Consider the following 17,161-nt stretch of genomic DNA (forward strand, 5'->3'; position numbering starts at 1 on the left):
GGCCGCGGATAACTCCGCCGTCTCCCCCTCGAAAATCCGCCACTGTTCTCGATTATCGGTCGTTTCGTTTCGCGATGGCGTGATGAACGAGCGCGTACTCCTCCAACGTCATCGGTGCCCGTCCTTCGATTTTCTGCTGGATGGCGCGCGCCTCGAAGTCACCGTCGATGTCCCGTGCGAGCGTGTCGACGTCCAGCAACCCCGTCGTCATCCCCATGAGCAAGTGGTCGCGCACTTCGAGGAGGATGGAATCCTTCTCCGGCATTCCCTCCTCGGTCGCGAGAATCGCTGCCGCGTCTTCGAGCGTCACGTCAGCGACGATATCGCCGTCGGCAATCGACTCGACGGTTTCACGGTCGAGTTGGCTCCTCTCGACCACCGCGTCGATACCCACCGATTCGACCGTCTCCGAAAGTTCAGCGACGTACTGTTCGAGGAGTTCCGTCGGCGTCGTCTCACCGGGGTCGTCTATCTCGTCGTAGAGCATGGTCGCCACGACGGCCGGGTGCGCCAAATGGATTGTTACTCCGGTTCGACCATCCGGAGGAGCGCTCGTCCGCGTTCCCGTCCACGTCGCCGACGCCCGTTTTTCCGGGCGGCACCGCAACGACGACCGTCGTTTCCGTGTCGAACGAGATCGGGGTCGTCCGCCCGAGCGTCTCCATCGTGCCGTCGCCGTCGGTGTCCAGACGGACGGAACCCGATTCGCGGGAGTACGCCACCGATGCGCCCGGCGAGGTTGGCGACCCTTCGCGTGCTCGAACCGTAAACCGGGCGTAGGTTCCGGACACGTCCACCTGCCAGACGTTGACCGTCGCGTACCAATAGCCAGGAATCGGGACGACGGGCAGTCCCGCCGGGAGATCGCCCACCGTTTCGTTGATGGATTCGTTCAGCCGCCGCTGGACCCGATTCTCGACTTCCTGTTGGACCGCCGCTTTCAGTTCCGCCACGAGAACGCCACGGGTGGTGGAGACGACCGACTTGACGTTCGACTGGCGGACGCCGCCGACGTCCCGTCGTGCCGATTCGAGCGCGAACCGAACGCGAAACGTCACCGTGTCGCGTCGCATTCGATTCCAGTGGACCCGTTGCTTTCGCTCGATTTCCCGCGCGATTCGTTCGGCGGCGGAACCGTTCGAGATGGCGATTGCCCGATCCGCCGTCGTTCGCCAGTCGGCCAGCCCACGGTGAACTGCTAGCCGGCGTTCCGTGCGGTCGAGTTCGATGGCGTCGCTGGTGGCGAGTTCGTCCAGAAGATTCGCCTCGATATCGTCTATCGACGCCGAAATCGACTTCCGTAGCTCGTCTCGATGGCGACGCAACGACTCGTTTTTCGCTGTGGCGAGCGTCTCGTTTGCGGAGCGGAGCGCGAAGCCAGCGGCGCGAAGGCTCACCTGCTTCGGCTTTCGACTGTCGGGCAGGAACGAAAGGACGCCGTCCGCGATGTCGGAGGACGGTATCGTGAACAGGTTGGTGTTCCGCGCTGAAAGCGGATAGGCCGTCTCTCCCCGTCGAACCGCCGAGACGTGACGGTGTGTGACCGCCGAGAGCGTTAGATACGACGGCGAACCATCGACGCTGAGGTTTACCGGTGCGCCGGGGCCGTTCGTCGGGAGGAGATGACTGGACGGCGATGAGACGTCGGACCGGGAGGAGACGAGTCGCCGAATTCGGCCGACCGAGATACCTGTTGCGTCCCGTATCGCCTCTCCGAATCCCTTCTGCGTTCGACGGGTGCGCTCCGCTCTGCGTTCGAGACGGCTGATGACTGAATCGAGATACACGGCGCGTGCCGCGTACTTCGCCCGGTCTCCGGCGCTCTCATATCCTGCGGGAGCATTGACGAGCGCGTTCCGCCGCTCGCGGAGGGTTGCCGCGAGTCCCGCTGCGGGATTCGTTCCGGCCGTCGCGACGGCCCCTCGCGAAACCGTTACCGAGCGATTTCGAACGCGCGCTCGAAGCCTCCGAACGTCCCGATAGACGTGTTGGCGGAGCGACGGCACGTATCGGCCTTGCACCGTAACCGCCCGCGTATCCATCGTCCCGACGGTTGCGCGCCGCGCGAGGGCGTCCGCGCCACCGCGGTGCGTTATCAGTCGGGAGACCGCTTTCCCGCGAACGCCAGCGAGATTCGGTCCCGAACGACCTCTCGACTCGTGAGCGCTCGCCACGGGACGGTCCGGGGCGTATTCCGTCGTCACGTGATCACCCGCGACGCCGAGCGAGACGACGAACTCCTCGGTCCACTCGTGGGTCGTTTCGACGGTGCGATTTTTCGATCGGGTCGGCTGTGCCGGCAGTCGTGGAAAGGACTGTCTTGCAGTCGAGTCTTTCCGTCCTTCCTCCGTCCGTTGCCATTGTCGAACGACAGTGTGCGTACGGACGACGCGTCGGGCACCGCTCCAGAGGAGGTGCCAACCGCGCTGTGTTCCGGGGGACGATGCCGTGGCGTTTTCGACCGAAATCCGCGTGGAGGTTCGTTCGCTCGCGAGCGTCCATCCGTCTCCCGGCGAGTCGGGAGTGGGTTCCGATTCGTCGCGCACAGTGTGAACGCTCGCGACCGGTTTCGCGGAAACCCGATACGCCGACGCGATGGCGTCGTCCAACGCGCTCGACTGGCCGCCGTCGATGAGCTCCAAGAGCGCCCTGTCCGCCGATTCGTTGACGCCGACTTCCATCCCGGTTTCCGGGGTATACGGTGAGTCGGGCGATTCCGGAGTTGCGTTTAGACTGCCGTCGACGGTTCCGTCCGAACCGCCCGCGTCCGCCGCGTTCAACACGAGGTCCGTCCAGAGCATTCCGCGTTGGGTCGTCGGGGCGAGGAGGTCGGTCAGTCCGACGCGTGCGGTCGCGCGGCGAACGCCGCGTCGTCCGGCGGGGTCGCTCGCGCCGAATACGTGTGTCTGTTCTTCCAGAATCGCCCCGTTCGTCATCAACTCCACGTGGCGATTTCCGAGGACGTTCGCGATGGGCGCACCGCCGTACTGCGCGTAGCCTCGCGCCCACGTCACCGCGTAGAGTCGGGCGGTCAGTCGTCGCCCGAGTCCCGAATCGAGCGGTCCCGTGTCGAGTCGTCGTTCGAACCGCTGGACGCGCTCGTGAAGCGCGAGAACCGGAGTTTCCACGACCAGCGTCACGTCTCTCGTCGTGGCGGCAACGGTCGTGCCACCGCGAGTCGCACGCACGGAGACGTTTTCGATTCGAACGCGAAGCCCAGCGTCGATGGGTTTTCCGACCGGTTCGACGTGAACTCGACGTTTCGCGCGGCGGAGCGCGGTCGCGTTCGGCGTCATCGGGAGCGATGCGGTTCCGCGTACGTCGCCAACGTGCGCGGAAACGGCGCGTAATCGCCGTCGAGAGGAGAGATAGATTCGAAGGCGGAGGTAATCCCGAAACGGTGTGGAATCGTTGATCACGCGACCCGCGGTCGTGTTCGCCGTGCGGATGAGGGGTTCGGCGGCGGCATCCCGTCCTGCCTGTCGAATCGCCCCTCGAAGCGCGGTTTGCGTTCCGGCGGTCACGGCCCGCATACTCCGGTCTACATTCTGGTTTACGTTCGGTGTCGGACGAGTCACGAGCGCTCCCGCGAAGGCGACGCTCCCGACGAGGAGCAGGACGCCGACCAACGCGAACGGAACCCGCCCTCGGGTGTCGTCGGCGAGTCTCATGCGTCCCACGTCCTGACGACGAGTCGTGTCTCCCCGATCGAGACGGACCGTGCCGCGTCCGTCGGCGTCTCGAACGTCGTCTGGAGGTCGTCTTCGATAGCGTTCGTCACGGCATCGACGAGTGACGCTCTCGTTCGTTCGCTGGCGAGGAGATGCGTGTTCGACACGTCCACGTCGTAAAGATGGGCCAACCGTCGAAGTCGGAGGCCAACCGCGGAACTCGTTTCTCGGTCGGAAAGCGCCAATCTCGTCGTCCGCTCCGGAACCATTCCCGCGACGACGGCGGCCGCAACGACCGATGCGACGCCGCGGTAGCCGTCGTGTCGTGCAGCGTCGATCGCTCGTTCCCGAACCGGTGGAAGTCCGCTCGGAAGCGAGACGACCGCCGCGTGAACGTCCACACGAGGAGGGGGTGATTCGCCGACGACGAACTGGCCTTCGAGGTGGGCATCGCGGTACGGCATCCAACGGACGAGGAGTTGCACGCCGGACGAATGGTCGAGTCGTTCCCGGACGCGACGTGCCACTCGGCGTTCGAACGGGTCGGTCGTGTGCGATAGTTCGCCCCCACGAACCGTCGTGTTGGCGAGGACCGCTTCTCCGAGCAGTCCGGCGAGGGAACCGTGTGTCGTCCGACGAATCCTCCCCGTGTTCGTCGGAATCGTGTAGTTCACCTCGGCGGTGCTGGTCGTGAGGACGTTCGCCGTCGATTCGGCGGTTCGCGTCCGTATCGACGAGTCGGGTGGTTTCACACCGACGAGGACGAAAACGCTAGCGCTGATCAGGAGGAGACACAGGCTCACGTCGAAAACCGTGCTGATGGCTCTCATCACCAGATCACCACGCGAAGTCGTCCCGGTCGAACGTCGCCGGGGGCGATTCGAACGCTGACGCTCGCCGTCGCGGTTTCGGTCGAAGCAGCGGGATTTTGCGGGGGAAACGGTCCACCGTGCCACTCACGTGACCCTACCGAGAGTGAGACGTTGAGATCGTAGCCATCGGGATTCGCCCGAATGCCGGAGGGGAGGCGAGCGGGACGGAGAACGCCGTTCGAACTCATCTCGCCACGGACGGTCGAAAGCGTCGTCGGCCCGAGGGTCCGCTCGGACCGCGGCATCGCATCGCCGAGGACGCCAGTGTAGGTGAACAGTCCGAGACAGACCGCGAAGACGGCGACGATGGCAGCGATGGGTTCCGTCTGCGCCCTATCCGGAGACCAGCGTCGCATCGACTCCCTCCCACGAAACACAGCGAGCGCGAAGCGTGCTTTCCGCCCGTTTCCACACCGGCCGTCGTTCTTGCGAGTTCCGTACCGCCGCGCGGAAATCGGCCGGGGAATCGAACACCGCGGACGGCGGCGAACCGGACAACACGCGGTCCAATCGCTCGCCGGAACGTCCGTATTCTCCCGTCGTGGTTCCACCGACCGGCACGATGGGGCCGTACACGAACGTCGAGTGGGCGGTTCCACCCGCGCCTTCGAGGCCGAGACGGCGTGGGCCGAGTTTGATCTTCCGCGCCGAAAGCGGATGCTCCGCTGTCGCGGTGTACGAACAGCCAGCGACGGAATCGACCGTATCGGCGACGCTGGCGGCGTTCGGAGGCGGTGCGGTCGGCAGTTCGATGGCGACGCCGAGGACGGCGAGACTGGCAATCGTCACGCCGAACCAGATGTACCACGCGTCAAGGGGTGCGTCGAACATGGGCCGGAATCGTCCCGTTCTCGCACTTAAACCTACGTCGGGAACGTGGGAAACTCGGGAATGAGATACTCGGGTCAGGTCAACGATCCCGCGAGCGCGAACGCGAGGAGATAGACGGCGGTCGCGGAGAGCACCGATTGACCGACGCGATAGCCGACGAGCGTTCGGTCGAGTCCGTGTTCGAGCCCGACCGCGAGTGCGGTGACGATGGCGGAAAGACAGAGGACGTACGCGCCGACGGCGAGTCCCAGTACATCGACCGGAAACGCGTTACCGAACGAACTCCCCATTCCCGCCATTCCGCCCGCCAGCGCGACTGTCGCACCGGAGACGAGTGGTCCGAATATCGCCGCCGTGTGTCGAAGCGTCTCCGTAACCTGAGACAGTTCACGCCGTGCGTCGCGTTCGACGCTCTGTAGGTCGTCCAAGTGGTCGGCCATCGCGAGTACGGCACCACCAGCGGGTCGCCCTTCGTCGGCGGCAAGTGCGAGGAGGGAGACGGCGCTCCGAGCGCGAGGGCTGGGCACCGTCGAAAGAGACCCGTACTCGCCGAGAAACGACTCCTTGACGCCCATCCCCAGTCGGCGCTGGACGCCGGTCGCCTGCTCGAAGACGGCACCGGTTTCCCCGGTGAGTTCGTCGGCAGCGGCGACGATGGCCGCCTCGGCCGCCTGTCCCTCCCTCACTCTCCGACCGACGAGATAGAGCGCGTCCGTGAGGTTTGACTCGACCGCCCGAACGCGATTTCTGACGAGAACGGTCGGACGTGTGAATCCCACGAGGAGGGTTCCGACGAGACAGCCGAACCCCGCGACCCAGCGCGTCCATTCGGGAAGCAGGAAGGGCGTGGCAATCAGCGCCACAGCGCTTGTGCCGAGGCCGAGCGCTGTGGCGGGCCACCGTTTTTCGGGAACGTCGGGATGCGAACGCGAAACGTCCGGCGGCGGAAATGCAACCGGCCGACGAGTGAGCAACCACACGCTCGCTCCCAGCAAGAGCGCGGGAAGCACGAAATCGTAGGTGACGACCAACGCGGCGGGCGACATGGGCAGTCCCGCCGTTCGCGCCGCCGGAAGCACCGCGACCAGCGCCAGCGGCAGCAGAACCCCGAAGGCGTACAGCGCGGTCGCCGGGCCGCGAATCTCGCCGACGAACTCGGCCATCCGCTCGCGCGTCCCGTCGAGAATCGCGGTGAGCGCCCGATCCAGAGTCCGCGTTCGCTCCTCCGGTGGGGTCTCACTCGCCGCCGCGATGAGTACCATCGAACGGTGAAGTGCCGGGTTCCATCGGTCCCACTCGGCGGCGAACGTCGTCAAGCCAGCCATCGGGGACCCCGCCGCGCGTCGAACATGGTCGCCGAGACTCGCCGCGAGCGGACCGTCGCCGGTTCGCGCCGCGAACGCCGCGGCTCCCTCCGCCGTCGGTTCGATTCGCATCCACAGCACCGCGCGGGCCGCGAGGTCGGGCGCGTCGCCGAGTGCCTGCGTTCGCTTCGCGGCGGCGAGGAGTTCGGGTACGCGTCGAATCAGCGCGGAGAAGCCGACGCCGAGCGCGACCAGAAAGCCCCCGGCTACGAGGCGGAGCGGTCGTGGTGCCACGGACACGCCGAGGAGCGCGACGAGACACCAGAGAACCGCCGCACCGTTCGCACCACGAGTGATCACCGTGCTGTCGATTTCACCGTCCAGAAATCCGATAGCGCGGTCGATGTCCGCGTCCGTCGAACCGTCCCACGGGGAGAACCAGGCGAGGTACGAACACAGCGACTCGAACCGGTTCGAAATCACGCCGGGTCACGCTCGGTTCGTCCGTTTCCGAGTCGTTCCGTCGTGACTTCAAACGAGGGAAAGTGTTTCTCGACGCGTCGTTCGATGTTTCGCGTTCGGTCGGCGAGCGCCGCCCGGACGTCGGCGTAGGTTTCGGTCGATTCGGCGAGCGAGGAGACGAGGACGCTGTTTCCCCGCGCGACACGCCCCGTCGGGACGAGTTTTCCGTCGTCGAGTTCGTACAGCGGTTCGAACCGTATCGAGTGGGGGTCGTCGGTTTCTCCCACTCCACTCCCTCCTCCGCTTCCACCCTTCCCGGTCGTGACGACCTCCTCGATGCACTTCACCCGCTTTCCGTGCGTTCCGTCCGTTTCGTAGGATTCGACCGTGACGACGAACTCCGTCGTCGCGAACGAGGAAGGCGGGACGCCGAGGTCGGTGACGACTCGCTCGTACACCGCGTCGCCGCAGTCGCCGTGTATCGTCCCGAGGACGGCGTTTCCGCTCGCGCCGACGCGCATCGCTTCGTACAGCACGCTCGCCTCCTCGCCGCGGACTTCCCCGACGACGAGCGCACCGTCCCCCAATCTGAGGGCCGTCCGAAGCGCCTCCGCCGGGCGGAGTCCCGGTTCGTCGTCACTCGCCGTCGTCCGAAGCAACTGCACGTCGCGGCCGTCGTCCTGCAACGATTCGACCGGCAACTCCGGCGTGTCTTCGAGGACGACGGTTCTGACCCTCGTGGGGAGTTCCCACAGCAACGAACCGAGGAGCGTCGTCTTTCCCGCCCCACGCGGTCCGGCGACGAGTCCGGTTCCGGAACGTTCGACGGCCACCGAAAGGAGGGCCGCCGCCTCCGGCGGGAGCGTCCCGTTTTCGACCAGCGCGGGGAGTGTCCACCGTTCCTCCGATTGGACGCGGAATGCGAATCCGATGCCGTCGCTGACGGGGTCGGTGATGCCCGCGACACGGACGCTCGTGCCGTTAATCTCGGTCACGGCGTCGAGCGTCGGGCTAGCACGCGAGAACGACCTGCCGCTCGTTCGCCGGAAGCGCGACGCGAGCGACGCCGCCCCGTCGGGCGTGAGATGGACGTTCGTCTCCATCTCCTCGCCGTCGACCCGCACGCGAAGCGGATTGCCCGCGACGGGGGCGGTAGCGAACACGTCGGAAACGCCCGGGTCTGCGAACAGGTCGGAGAGAACGCCGTATCCCTGCGTGTATTTCCGGAGGACGCCGGTGAGCGTGTCCACGTTCGCCTCCGTGTCCGTCTCCGTTCTCGTTTCCGTGTTCACCTCGACGACTGCTCTCACGGCACGTCCGGGCGCTCGTTTTCCTCCCGAGACGCCGCCGTTTGCGAGGAGCGTCGCGGCCGCGTCGAGCGTCTCGAACGTTTCGTGACCGATGTCGTACTCCACCGGTTCGAGGTGGTAGATCCGGTGCGGGTCGTGGGTTTGGTTCTTGTCCCCTACACCGTCGAAATCGCCGGGGTCGAACTCCACGTTCCGTTCCGTCTCGTAGTGGCGAACCGTCGCGCCGGTCGAAAGCGAATACCGGTCGGCCAGTCGGGCGTTCGCCGGGGGGCGGAGCGAAACGCGCGACCGGGCGATGGTCGGGCCGACGAACGGACGGAGGAGGGTGGAGTACTCCTCGAACCGATGGACGCCTTCGGCGACGCCGGTTTCCCCCGCGACGTGGGCAACGGGTCCCGCTCTCCCGACGGCATCCATTCCGGCGCGGAGCGGGTCGGTTCGCGCCCGCTCCGCGAGCGCGGGGTCGTGGGCGGCGACCCGTTCGACGAACCGACCGGTGGCGACGAGAAACGCCGCGCCGTCGCCGTCGTAGGTTCGTTCGACGCCCGTCGCACGCGTCACGATGCGGTCCGCGTCGCGTTCGGCAAGCGCGTCGATGACCGTCGCCCGGCAGTCGGGACGTTCGGCGAGTTCGCCGCGCCCCGGGCAGTCGTTCGCATCGACCACGAGCGTCGCGCCGTCGAACGACGGATCACATCGGCAGTCGCGTTCCCGGGACCGACCTCTCGACAGTGGGTTCCACATGAACCACCGTGGTCGCGTTTTCCGACTTAAAGTTCAGCCGCAGGGACGACGAGGAGGGTTCGATTTCCACCGTAATCGACCAACAACAGTGCGATGTCGCGCCGGGTAGGAGCGCGGACGACGAGCGGTTTTTCGTCCGGTCGAACGACCAATTCGCGCCCCGTCTCGCTCCTCGTCGCCACGCGAACGTCGAACGGGAGGTGGCGAACGCGGGTCCTCCCGCCTTCGACGCGGTACGCGAGAACGTCGCCGAAATCGTCCTTCGGGCAGCGGTGGAAACCGGGAACGCCGCCGATCGCGACGAACTCGATTTTCCCGGTCGTCGCGGATTCCGCCGGAAGCGAGAGGGCGACCGTTCTGCGAGCACCGACCGGTTCGGTATCGTCGAACGGTACCGCCGTTTCGTCCGCGAGGTCGACCATCGAGCGTGAGACCTCGGCCAGTTCCGCGTCGGCGCGGTACGCCGCGCGGTCGCGCCGAGCACCGTCGATGACGGGGTAGGAGACGCTACAAATGGCCACGACGAGTAGGACGGCGAGGACGGTTCGAACGCTCACAGCAGGTGACGGAGACGCGTCGTGAGCGAACGGTCGTCGGATTCGTCGCGCTCGGGGTCACATCGAGGGAGTTCGTACGGTGACGTCGGACTCGGGGGAGTACCCTTTTCGGGAGGGGTCTCCGAGCGTAGTCGGTCGGGATTCCGGTTTCCGGAGGACTCACCTCCGTTCGAAGGGGGGCGAGAAGTCATGTTCGAACGGTCGGGACGGCTCGTTTCCGCTGCCTCGGCTTTCGCGAGCGCGGCGTCGGCACGGCGTTCGACGTCGTCGTTGACGGCACGGATGTTGCCTACGTAGCCGCGAAGGGCCTGCACTGCGGCGTCGAGTTCGTCCAGTTCGGCTTCGAGTTCGTCCATTCGTTCGGCGAGGTTCGCTGTCGTTTTGCGGAGGTCCGCGTCGTCCCGTCGCGACGGAATCTCTCCGTCGGTTACGGTTCGTTCGAGCGCGGACACACGTTCCGAAAGCGTTTCGAGGTCGGCCATCGTCGGGGTTGGTTACGTTTTCCTATTTAAGTCTCGTTGAAAGGAGGGTGCGACGAGTCGGGGTCGTTTCCAGAAATTTACATCGAATATCGTCGGAAAATTCATAAGTCATGAATCAGTCCAATTCCCCATGAAAGTCGTCCTGATTGGTGTGGGGCAAGCGGGTGGGAAACTCACCCAGCGATTGGTCGAATTCGATGCAAGTATGGATTTCAACGCCGTCCAAGGCGCACTAGCTATCAACTCCGCGAAAGCTGACCTCCAGTCGCTGGACCTCGATACCGTTCTCGTCGGGCAGGACCGGGTGAAAGGACACGGCGTTGGCGGAGACAACGAACTCGGCGCTGAAGTGATGCAGGACGACGCCGGAGAAGTGATGAACGCCCTCGACGGCCGAATCACCGCGCGATCGGACGCCCTCTTCGTCGTCGCGGGACTCGGCGGGGGTACCGGGAGCGGCGGCGCGCCGGTTATCATTCACCAACTCCAGCGAATCTACGAGATTCCCGTCTACGCGCTCGGTATTCTTCCCGGTAAAGGCGAGGGGGCGATGTACCAAGCCAACGCCGGACGGTCGTTGAAAACCGTCGTCCGCGAGTCCGATGCGGCCCTCCTCATCGACAACGACGCGTGGCACGAGACGGGACAGAGCGTCGGCGAAGCGTTCGAGAACATCAATCAGCAGATAGCCCAGCGCATCGGCCTCCTCCTGGCGTCCGGAGAATCGGTCGAGGGCGTCGGTGAGAGCGTCGTGGATTCGAGCGAGGTCATCAACACGCTCCGCTCGGGCGGTATCGCGGCGCTCGGGTACGCCAGCGCGGGTGCCAGCGAGGAGAGCGGCGAGAACATCAACACGGTGACGAGCAACACCCGGCAAGCGGTTCTGAGCAACCTCAGCATGCCGAAGGCGACGGACGCGGACTCCGCGCTTCTCGTCGTCGCCGGCGACCCGGACAGGATTCCGCGGAAAGGCGTGGAGAAGGCCCGTAAATGGCTCGAAGGGGAAACCGGAAGCCTGCAGGTTCGCGGGGGGGACTTCCCGCTCGACAGCGAACGACTCGCCTCGCTGGTCCTCCTCGGTGGCGTCGAACGTTCGCCGCGGATACAGGAGTTCATGGAGCGCGCGAAGGAAGCGAACAAACAGGAAACGCGCAAGCAGGATCCGGCCGAGATGTTCCACAACGACGAACTCGACGACCTGTTCTGAGGCGGTATTTGGCGTCGGATGGTGGCGGACGCCGGTAGTCGTTGACGATCGTCGACGGTCGTTGGCGGACGTTGACGGGGGTTGGCGGACGTTGGCGGACGTTACTCCAGTTCGTCCCGGACCATCCGTTCGATTCTGTCGAGGCCGAGTTCGAGGCGGTCCATGCCGTTGGCGAAGCTCAATCGGAGGAAACCCTCACCGGCGGCACTGAACGCGGCACCCGGCGCGGTGACGACGCCGTAATCCGACAGCAACCGTTCTGCGATGTCGAAACTCGACCCGTCCAGTTCGCTCACGTCGAGGAAGGCGTAGAAGGCCCCTTCCGGACGCGGACAGGAGATGTGCGGTATCTCGGCAACGCGCTCGGTCAGGTAATCGCGGCGTTCGCGGAACGCGTCGTACATCTCGCGCACGGGGTCCTGCGTGCCGGTTATCGCCGCGAGCGCAGCGTGCTGGCCGACGCTCGACGGACAGGCGGTCGTACTCTCCCCGAGGCTCGTGGCGGCTTCGACGACGGGTTCCGGTCCGACGAGCCACCCTATTCGCCACCCCGTCATCGCGTACGTTTTCGAACAGGAATCGACCGTCAGCAGTCCGTCGTAATCCGCGTACGACGCGATGCGTCGATGGTCGCCGTCGTAGGTCAGGCGGGCGTACACCTCGTCCGCGATGACGTAGGTGTCGTGCTCGGCGGCGGCATCGACGACCTCCTTCACGGCCTCCTCGTCGTAGATGCGACCGGTGGGGTTCGACGGCGTGGTCAGTATCACGGCGGCGGTGTTATCGTTCAAATTCTCGACGATACGGTCCGGGTCGAGGTCGAACCCGTCGTCCGCGGGAAGCGCCACCTCGACGGGTTTCGCACCGGCGAGGATGGCCTGATTCCGGTAGTTCGGCCACGCTGGTGTCGGGATGATGACTTCCTCGTCTGGGTCCGCGATGGCCGAGAAGGCCAACGACAGCGCCTCCATCGCGCCGTTCGTGACCGTCACTTCTTCGGGCGCGACGGGAACGTCGGCCTCGTCTCGCATCCGTTCGGCGATCGCCTCACGCAGTTCGGGAATCCCTGCCCCTGAGGTGTAGTGCGTCTCGCCGTCGCGGGCGGCCTGTGCCGCCGCGTCGATGGCGTGTCCCGGGGTGTCGAAGTCCGGTTCGCCGACTTCCAATCGTACGAGGTCGCCGCCCTGCTCCTCCGCGAGTTCGAACATCACGCGGATACCCGAACGCTCGAAGGTGTCCGCCCGTGCCGATGTCTTCATGGTTTCGACCGTCGTTTCCGCGGAGCAAGTAGCTTCGCAGTCCCTCCGCTCTTTGCCGGGGTGCGTGGGTCGGACTCCTGAAGAACGGACGGGAATCTATTAGACCGACGCACCGACAGTTTCGGGTATGGTATCAGAACTCTTCGACGCCGAGCGTTGGGAGGAAATCCCCGACTTCGATTTCCGCGACATCACCTACCACCGCGCGACGGACCAAGGAACGGTCCGCATCGCGTTCGACCGCCCGGAAGTTCGAAACGCATTCCGCCCCGGAACCGTGGACGAACTGTATCGCGCGCTGGACCACGCCAAACGCCAATCGGACGTCGGCTGTGTGCTTTTGACCGGAAACGGACCGTCGCCGAAGGACGGCGGGTGGGCGTTCTGCTCCGGCGGCGACCAGCGCGTGCGGGGTGGGGAAGGGTATGAATACCAAGGGGAAGACGAGGAGAGCAAGGATGCGTCCGAGGTGGGCCGCCTGCACATCCTCGAAGTCCAGCGACTCATCCGACACATTCCGAAACCCGTCATCTGCGTCGTTCCGGGGTGGGCCGTCGGCGGCGGCCACAGTCTCCACGTCGTCTGCGACATGACGCTCGCCTCCGCAGAACACGCCGAATTCCTCCAGACCGACCCCGACGTGGCGAGTTTCGACGGCGGGTTCGGTTCGGCCTACCTCGCACGACAGGTCGGCCAGAAGAAGGCCCGCGAGATATTCTTCCTCGGCAAGACGTACTCCGCCGAGGAAGCCGAAGAGATGGGCATGGTCAACGAATCGGTCCCGCACGAGGAACTGGAGGAAGTCGCCCTCGACTGGGCCGAAGAGATAAACGGGAAGAGTCCGACCGCGATTCGCATGCTCAAATACGCCTTCAACCTCGAAGACGACGGCCTCGTCGGCCAGCAGGTGTTCGCCGGGGAAGCCACCCGACTCGCCTACATGACCGACGAAGCACAGGAGGGACGGGACGCCTTCGTGGAGAAGCGCGACCCCGACTTCTCGGACTATCCGTGGCACTACTAACGCACCGTTTACCACCCACCTTTTACGACGGTCACCAACAAGAGCGATGGCGAGCGCCATCGCTCTTGTTGGTTCCCTGTAAAAGCTGGACCAAAAGCACTCCTTCCTCGCTTCGCGTTGCTCCGCTCGGTCGTCGGCCCGCTCGCTCACTTCGTTCGCTCGCGGTGAGTGACCGACCGCCCGTGTTCGTGGAGTATGGTGGTAAAGGGGGAAACTCGGCCCACGACGACGGTCAAGCAACTGTTTCACCCTACGGAGGGATTATATCTCACTAGAGCAACACGAAAAACGAACATGACCGAGAGAGTCAACGGGAACAACACCCTGCTGCCGGGCGTCGCGGCAACGGGCATTTCAGTCTGTCTCGTCGTCGTTGCGATGTGGTTCTGGACCGAATTCACGTTCGCGAACCCACCGCTTTCGCTTCCGGTAACGGTCTACTTTCTGGGCGGGATTTTCCTCGTGCAACTCGCGCGGAGCGTCTTTATGGACGATTGGACGCGTCGTGGCGCTGCTCTCGGCGTCGTCGTCGGGGCTCTCGTGATGCTGTTCGGCATGCGGCCGATGGGCCACTGTGCGGACACGACCGCATCGAACTGCGGCACCTCGTTCAATCCCGTCTTCCCGATTCTCGCCCTCGGATTCCTACTGACGACCGCACTGCTGTACGTCGATATTCGACGCCGGTAGCGGTCAGGGTTCCTTCGCGTACACGTATCGCTCGCAGTCGAAATCGTCGTCCCAGTTCTCCTCGATTCGCTCGAATCCCCGCGCTTCGTAGAAGCCGATGGCGTTCTCGTTCGGTCCGATGACCGAGAGTTGCAGTCGCGTCACGTTCCGCCGCCGCAGTTCCGCTTCGAACCGATCGAGCAATCGCGTGCCGACGCTCACTCCCCAGTGGTCGGGGTGGACGTAGATTCGGTAGAGGTGAAACCCCGCCTCGCGGTTCTCGTCCGGGATTCCGATGACGAACCCGACCACCGTATCGTCGCGTTCGGCGACGAAGAAGGGCCGTTCGTCGCGGTTCACGTCTGCGATGACGTTTTCGGGTGCGAACCACGAATCGACGGACCTCTCGACCGTTTCCGCGCCCATGATGTCGTCGTAGGCGGCGTGCCACGAGGCACGTGCGACGCGCTGGACGGCGGCGGCGTCCTCCGTCGTCTCCCGAACCACCACGGTATCGTTCATACGACGGCGGTCGTACTGTCGATACAAAAGTTCGTTCGGAATACTGGAAACGGTTCGTTCTCGCTTTAAGTGATTCTCGTGATAAGGTAGAGATATGGACGGTATGAGGGCGGTTCTCTGAATGTTCTTCCCCGATAGCAATCGCGTTCTCGGTTCTCCGGAGTCCACGATTCGAGAGCGTGGCAGTTCGCGATTTCGTTTAAGTAGTTCTCGTGACAAGGTGAAGCTATGGACGGTACGACGGTCGGGTTCTTCGGGTACCAATCTGCTTCGTAGCCGATGGCTTCTCACGAACGTCGTAGTTCGTCGGGAACCGTGGGAAGCCGTGGTCGCTTTAAGAGGTTCTCGTCACAAGGTAAAGATATGGACGGTCGGACGACGGTTCTCACGAGCGCTCACATTCCTCAGCGGCGGCTATCGTCGGCAAATTCGGATTACGGACTGCTTTGATTCTCTCTGACGGCGTCTCCCCATCGGTCGGTCAAACTCGGTAGATTGGGGTCGCGGTTGGGGTTGCGGCCGTGGACGGCGAACTCCAGATTCCGCTCCTCGATTTGGTCCTTGAGCACCCGCCGAAGCCGATTCAGACTCGTGATGTCGAGGCCGTGTTTCGCCGTGAGTTCGTCGAACCGCTCCTCGTCGGTGAGCGACTGGAACGTCTCGTAGAGTTCCGTCAGTCGTTCGGGCGGTTGCTGGCGAATCCACTCGTCGTCGTGGAGCCCGAGATGGTGTTCGCGCTCCCGGTCGACCACGTGGCGGATGACGACCAGCGCCACCTTCGGGATGGCCCGTTGGCTTCCGAAGACGGTCAAATCCAACTCGCTCATGATGCCGATGACGCAGTCGCGTTGCCACGGCGTCAGCGACAGGTCGTTACAGAGCGCGTGACTGACCCTGAGTTTGTCGAGTTGGTGCATTCGACTGCTGTGGCCCGCCATTGCGGAGTGGCGCTCCTCGTGCAGTCGGCGGATGTTCTCGCTCAGGTCCGATTCGGGCGAGTCCGCCCGACCGATGACCGTCGCGCTCGGCGTGACCGGTCCCCAGCGGCGTACCGACTGATCCCGTTGCAAGTCGGCCCGTCGAACCGTCCCGTCCCCCGGCCGCCTGCTGAGTTGCGGTGGCGCGTCGTCGCCCACGTTCCGCCCGTCGGACTGCCAATGAACGACGTGCGAACCGCCGTCAGTTTGACGCATCGCATCCCTCTACTCGGTCGATATAGTTTAAACGTGTGCCTCGGGAGAGAACACTGACATGTCCCTCGCAAGATATCGGACGTTCTTCCCGGTGCAAAGATACTTTTCACGCGGGATTGTAGGATAACTATGAAGAATCGAACGGCCGCGCTCGCCGGGGTCATCCTCGGTTCCCTCCCGGTCGCGGTCCTGTACGTGGACGGGTATTGGGACGTACAGTTGGCGGCGGTCATCTGGGGCGTCTACGCGCTCTTGGGGTGGCTGATACTCCGGCAGGGAGACATCTGGCGGACACGGGGCGACCGATGGAATGCTCTGCTCGTCATCGTGGCTATGGGCGGGTCACAGTTCGGCGTTCATATGAACCTCCCGATGTCGGGGAAACTAACCATCGCGCTCTGGTTCCTCGTCCTCGGCGTCGCATTCACGGCGGCAGCCATCGGCGTCGAGATGGCCGGAACGACCGACGGGAACGCGTCCGAGCAGGATAGCTACGTGCCGTCCGCCGACTGACGGACGCTCGAACGTGGGATTGTTGGTATACTGGCCGTTGGCATCGTTGAAACTCCCACTCAGTGATTGCTGGTCGTCTGTTGAGTACAGAGCGTGCATGATCGGCACAACACCTTTGTTCCGAAACTGCATTTGGTGAGGAAAGGTGGCGACGCCCAGTGGTCGAGTGCTCGGTCTATTTGCCTCTCTCGCCGTTCTCGATATTTTGCTACGGTTGGATGGCGGTAACGTAGTTTCAGCACTCGCGCTGATTGCTCTCTATTCGGTTTTGCTGTGGGGGATTGTGGAAACACAAGAACGGCGAGTTGTTCGAGGAGTAAAACCTCCGCTCTCCATCAAGCGGATTCTACCGACTTACGAGGATTTCGATAGTGCCTAACCGTTATGTACAGCGGTAAACTGAGTGGTTGCTGTCGAACGATGAGTTCCGTAGAAGCGACCTCATACCGTCCATATCTCTACCTTGTGACGAGAATTACTTAAACGGCCGTCGCGGGAACGAATTCGAATCCGAGACGCTTTGAGAAAACTTCGACGACGT

Annotated in this window: 16 protein-coding genes; 4 read left to right on the forward strand and 12 right to left on the reverse strand. The window is 64.2% G+C overall.

Translation table 11 applies throughout. The annotated features are described in order from the left end of the window. Positions 1 to 52: 52 nt before the first annotated feature. From LJF34_RS07810 to LJF34_RS07850, 9 genes are all read right to left on the reverse strand, one after another. Entirely contained in the window at positions 53 to 487 is a 435-nt protein-coding gene (locus LJF34_RS07810) for a DUF5791 family protein (RefSeq protein ID WP_231184323.1), read from the reverse strand. Further along, positions 456 to 3,671 (reverse strand): hypothetical protein, encoded by a 3,216-nt coding sequence (locus LJF34_RS07815; protein WP_231184324.1) that lies wholly within the window; start codon positions 3,669 to 3,671, stop codon positions 456 to 458. Before LJF34_RS07815 ends, LJF34_RS07810 begins: the two co-directional genes overlap by 32 nt. Further along, positions 3,668 to 4,501 carry a hypothetical protein gene (locus LJF34_RS07820; protein ID WP_231184325.1) on the reverse strand — a complete coding sequence of 278 codons (834 nt, stop codon included), beginning with the start codon at positions 4,499 to 4,501 and terminating at the stop codon, positions 3,668 to 3,670. Before LJF34_RS07820 ends, LJF34_RS07815 begins: the two co-directional genes overlap by 4 nt. Next, on the reverse strand, positions 4,501 to 4,899 hold the full coding sequence (locus LJF34_RS07825) for a hypothetical protein (protein WP_231184326.1): 399 nt from the start codon (positions 4,897 to 4,899) through the stop codon (positions 4,501 to 4,503). The genes LJF34_RS07820 and LJF34_RS07825 overlap by 1 nt, the downstream gene beginning before the upstream one ends. Further along, complete coding sequence (locus LJF34_RS07830) at positions 4,877 to 5,374, reverse strand: hypothetical protein (RefSeq protein ID WP_231184327.1); 498 nt, start codon at positions 5,372 to 5,374, stop codon at positions 4,877 to 4,879. The genes LJF34_RS07825 and LJF34_RS07830 overlap by 23 nt, the downstream gene beginning before the upstream one ends. A gap of 74 nt (positions 5,375 to 5,448) precedes the next feature. Continuing rightward, positions 5,449 to 7,161 (reverse strand): type II secretion system protein, encoded by a 1,713-nt coding sequence (locus tag LJF34_RS07835; RefSeq protein ID WP_231184328.1) that lies wholly within the window; start codon positions 7,159 to 7,161, stop codon positions 5,449 to 5,451. After that, on the reverse strand, positions 7,158 to 9,194 hold the full coding sequence (locus tag LJF34_RS07840; protein ID WP_231184329.1) for an ATPase, T2SS/T4P/T4SS family: 2,037 nt from the start codon (positions 9,192 to 9,194) through the stop codon (positions 7,158 to 7,160). Before LJF34_RS07840 ends, LJF34_RS07835 begins: the two co-directional genes overlap by 4 nt. A 26-nt stretch (positions 9,195 to 9,220) precedes the next feature. Then, positions 9,221 to 9,751 carry a hypothetical protein gene (locus LJF34_RS07845; protein ID WP_231184330.1) on the reverse strand — a complete coding sequence of 177 codons (531 nt, stop codon included), beginning with the start codon at positions 9,749 to 9,751 and terminating at the stop codon, positions 9,221 to 9,223. Further along, complete coding sequence (locus LJF34_RS07850; protein ID WP_231184331.1) at positions 9,748 to 10,233, reverse strand: hypothetical protein; 486 nt, start codon at positions 10,231 to 10,233, stop codon at positions 9,748 to 9,750. Before LJF34_RS07850 ends, LJF34_RS07845 begins: the two co-directional genes overlap by 4 nt. A 130-nt stretch (positions 10,234 to 10,363) precedes the next feature. Between LJF34_RS07850 and LJF34_RS07855 the strand changes: the two genes are divergently transcribed. After that, positions 10,364 to 11,440 (forward strand): tubulin/FtsZ family protein, encoded by a 1,077-nt coding sequence (locus LJF34_RS07855; protein WP_231184332.1) that lies wholly within the window; start codon positions 10,364 to 10,366, stop codon positions 11,438 to 11,440. A gap of 101 nt (positions 11,441 to 11,541) precedes the next feature. Here LJF34_RS07855 and LJF34_RS07860 read toward each other — a convergent pair whose 3' ends face one another. Then, a complete protein-coding gene (locus tag LJF34_RS07860; RefSeq protein ID WP_231184333.1) occupies positions 11,542 to 12,699 on the reverse strand; it encodes a pyridoxal phosphate-dependent aminotransferase in 1,158 nt (385 codons plus the stop codon). 127 nt (positions 12,700 to 12,826) lie between these two features. Here LJF34_RS07860 and LJF34_RS07865 point away from each other — a divergent pair, with 127 nt between their 5' ends. Both LJF34_RS07865 and LJF34_RS07870 read left to right on the forward strand, forming a co-directional pair. Next, positions 12,827 to 13,723 (forward strand): 1,4-dihydroxy-2-naphthoyl-CoA synthase, encoded by an 897-nt coding sequence (locus LJF34_RS07865; protein WP_231184335.1) that lies wholly within the window; start codon positions 12,827 to 12,829, stop codon positions 13,721 to 13,723. A 294-nt stretch (positions 13,724 to 14,017) separates the two neighbouring features. Then, positions 14,018 to 14,413 carry a hypothetical protein gene (locus LJF34_RS07870; protein WP_231184336.1) on the forward strand — a complete coding sequence of 132 codons (396 nt, stop codon included), beginning with the start codon at positions 14,018 to 14,020 and terminating at the stop codon, positions 14,411 to 14,413. Between the two features lie 3 nt (positions 14,414 to 14,416). Here LJF34_RS07870 and LJF34_RS07875 read toward each other — a convergent pair whose 3' ends face one another. Further along, the gene (locus LJF34_RS07875) at positions 14,417 to 14,914 is read right to left on the reverse strand and encodes a GNAT family N-acetyltransferase (protein ID WP_231184337.1); all 498 of its coding nucleotides are present in this window, start codon (positions 14,912 to 14,914) and stop codon (positions 14,417 to 14,419) included. 434 nt (positions 14,915 to 15,348) lie between these two features. Beyond that, positions 15,349 to 16,107, reverse strand: a complete 759-nt coding sequence (locus LJF34_RS07880; RefSeq protein WP_231184338.1) for a DNA-directed RNA polymerase subunit epsilon — start codon at positions 16,105 to 16,107, stop codon at positions 15,349 to 15,351. Between the two features lie 129 nt (positions 16,108 to 16,236). On the opposite strand from LJF34_RS07880, the gene LJF34_RS07885 reads away from it, so the two are divergent. Continuing rightward, positions 16,237 to 16,620, forward strand: coding sequence for a hypothetical protein (locus LJF34_RS07885; protein ID WP_231184340.1), 384 nt, complete (start codon positions 16,237 to 16,239; stop codon positions 16,618 to 16,620). The last annotated feature ends 541 nt before the right edge of the window (positions 16,621 to 17,161 follow it).

The organism is Haladaptatus sp. DYF46, assembly GCF_021083305.1.
Classification (GTDB): Archaea; Halobacteriota; Halobacteria; order Halobacteriales; family Haladaptataceae; genus Haladaptatus.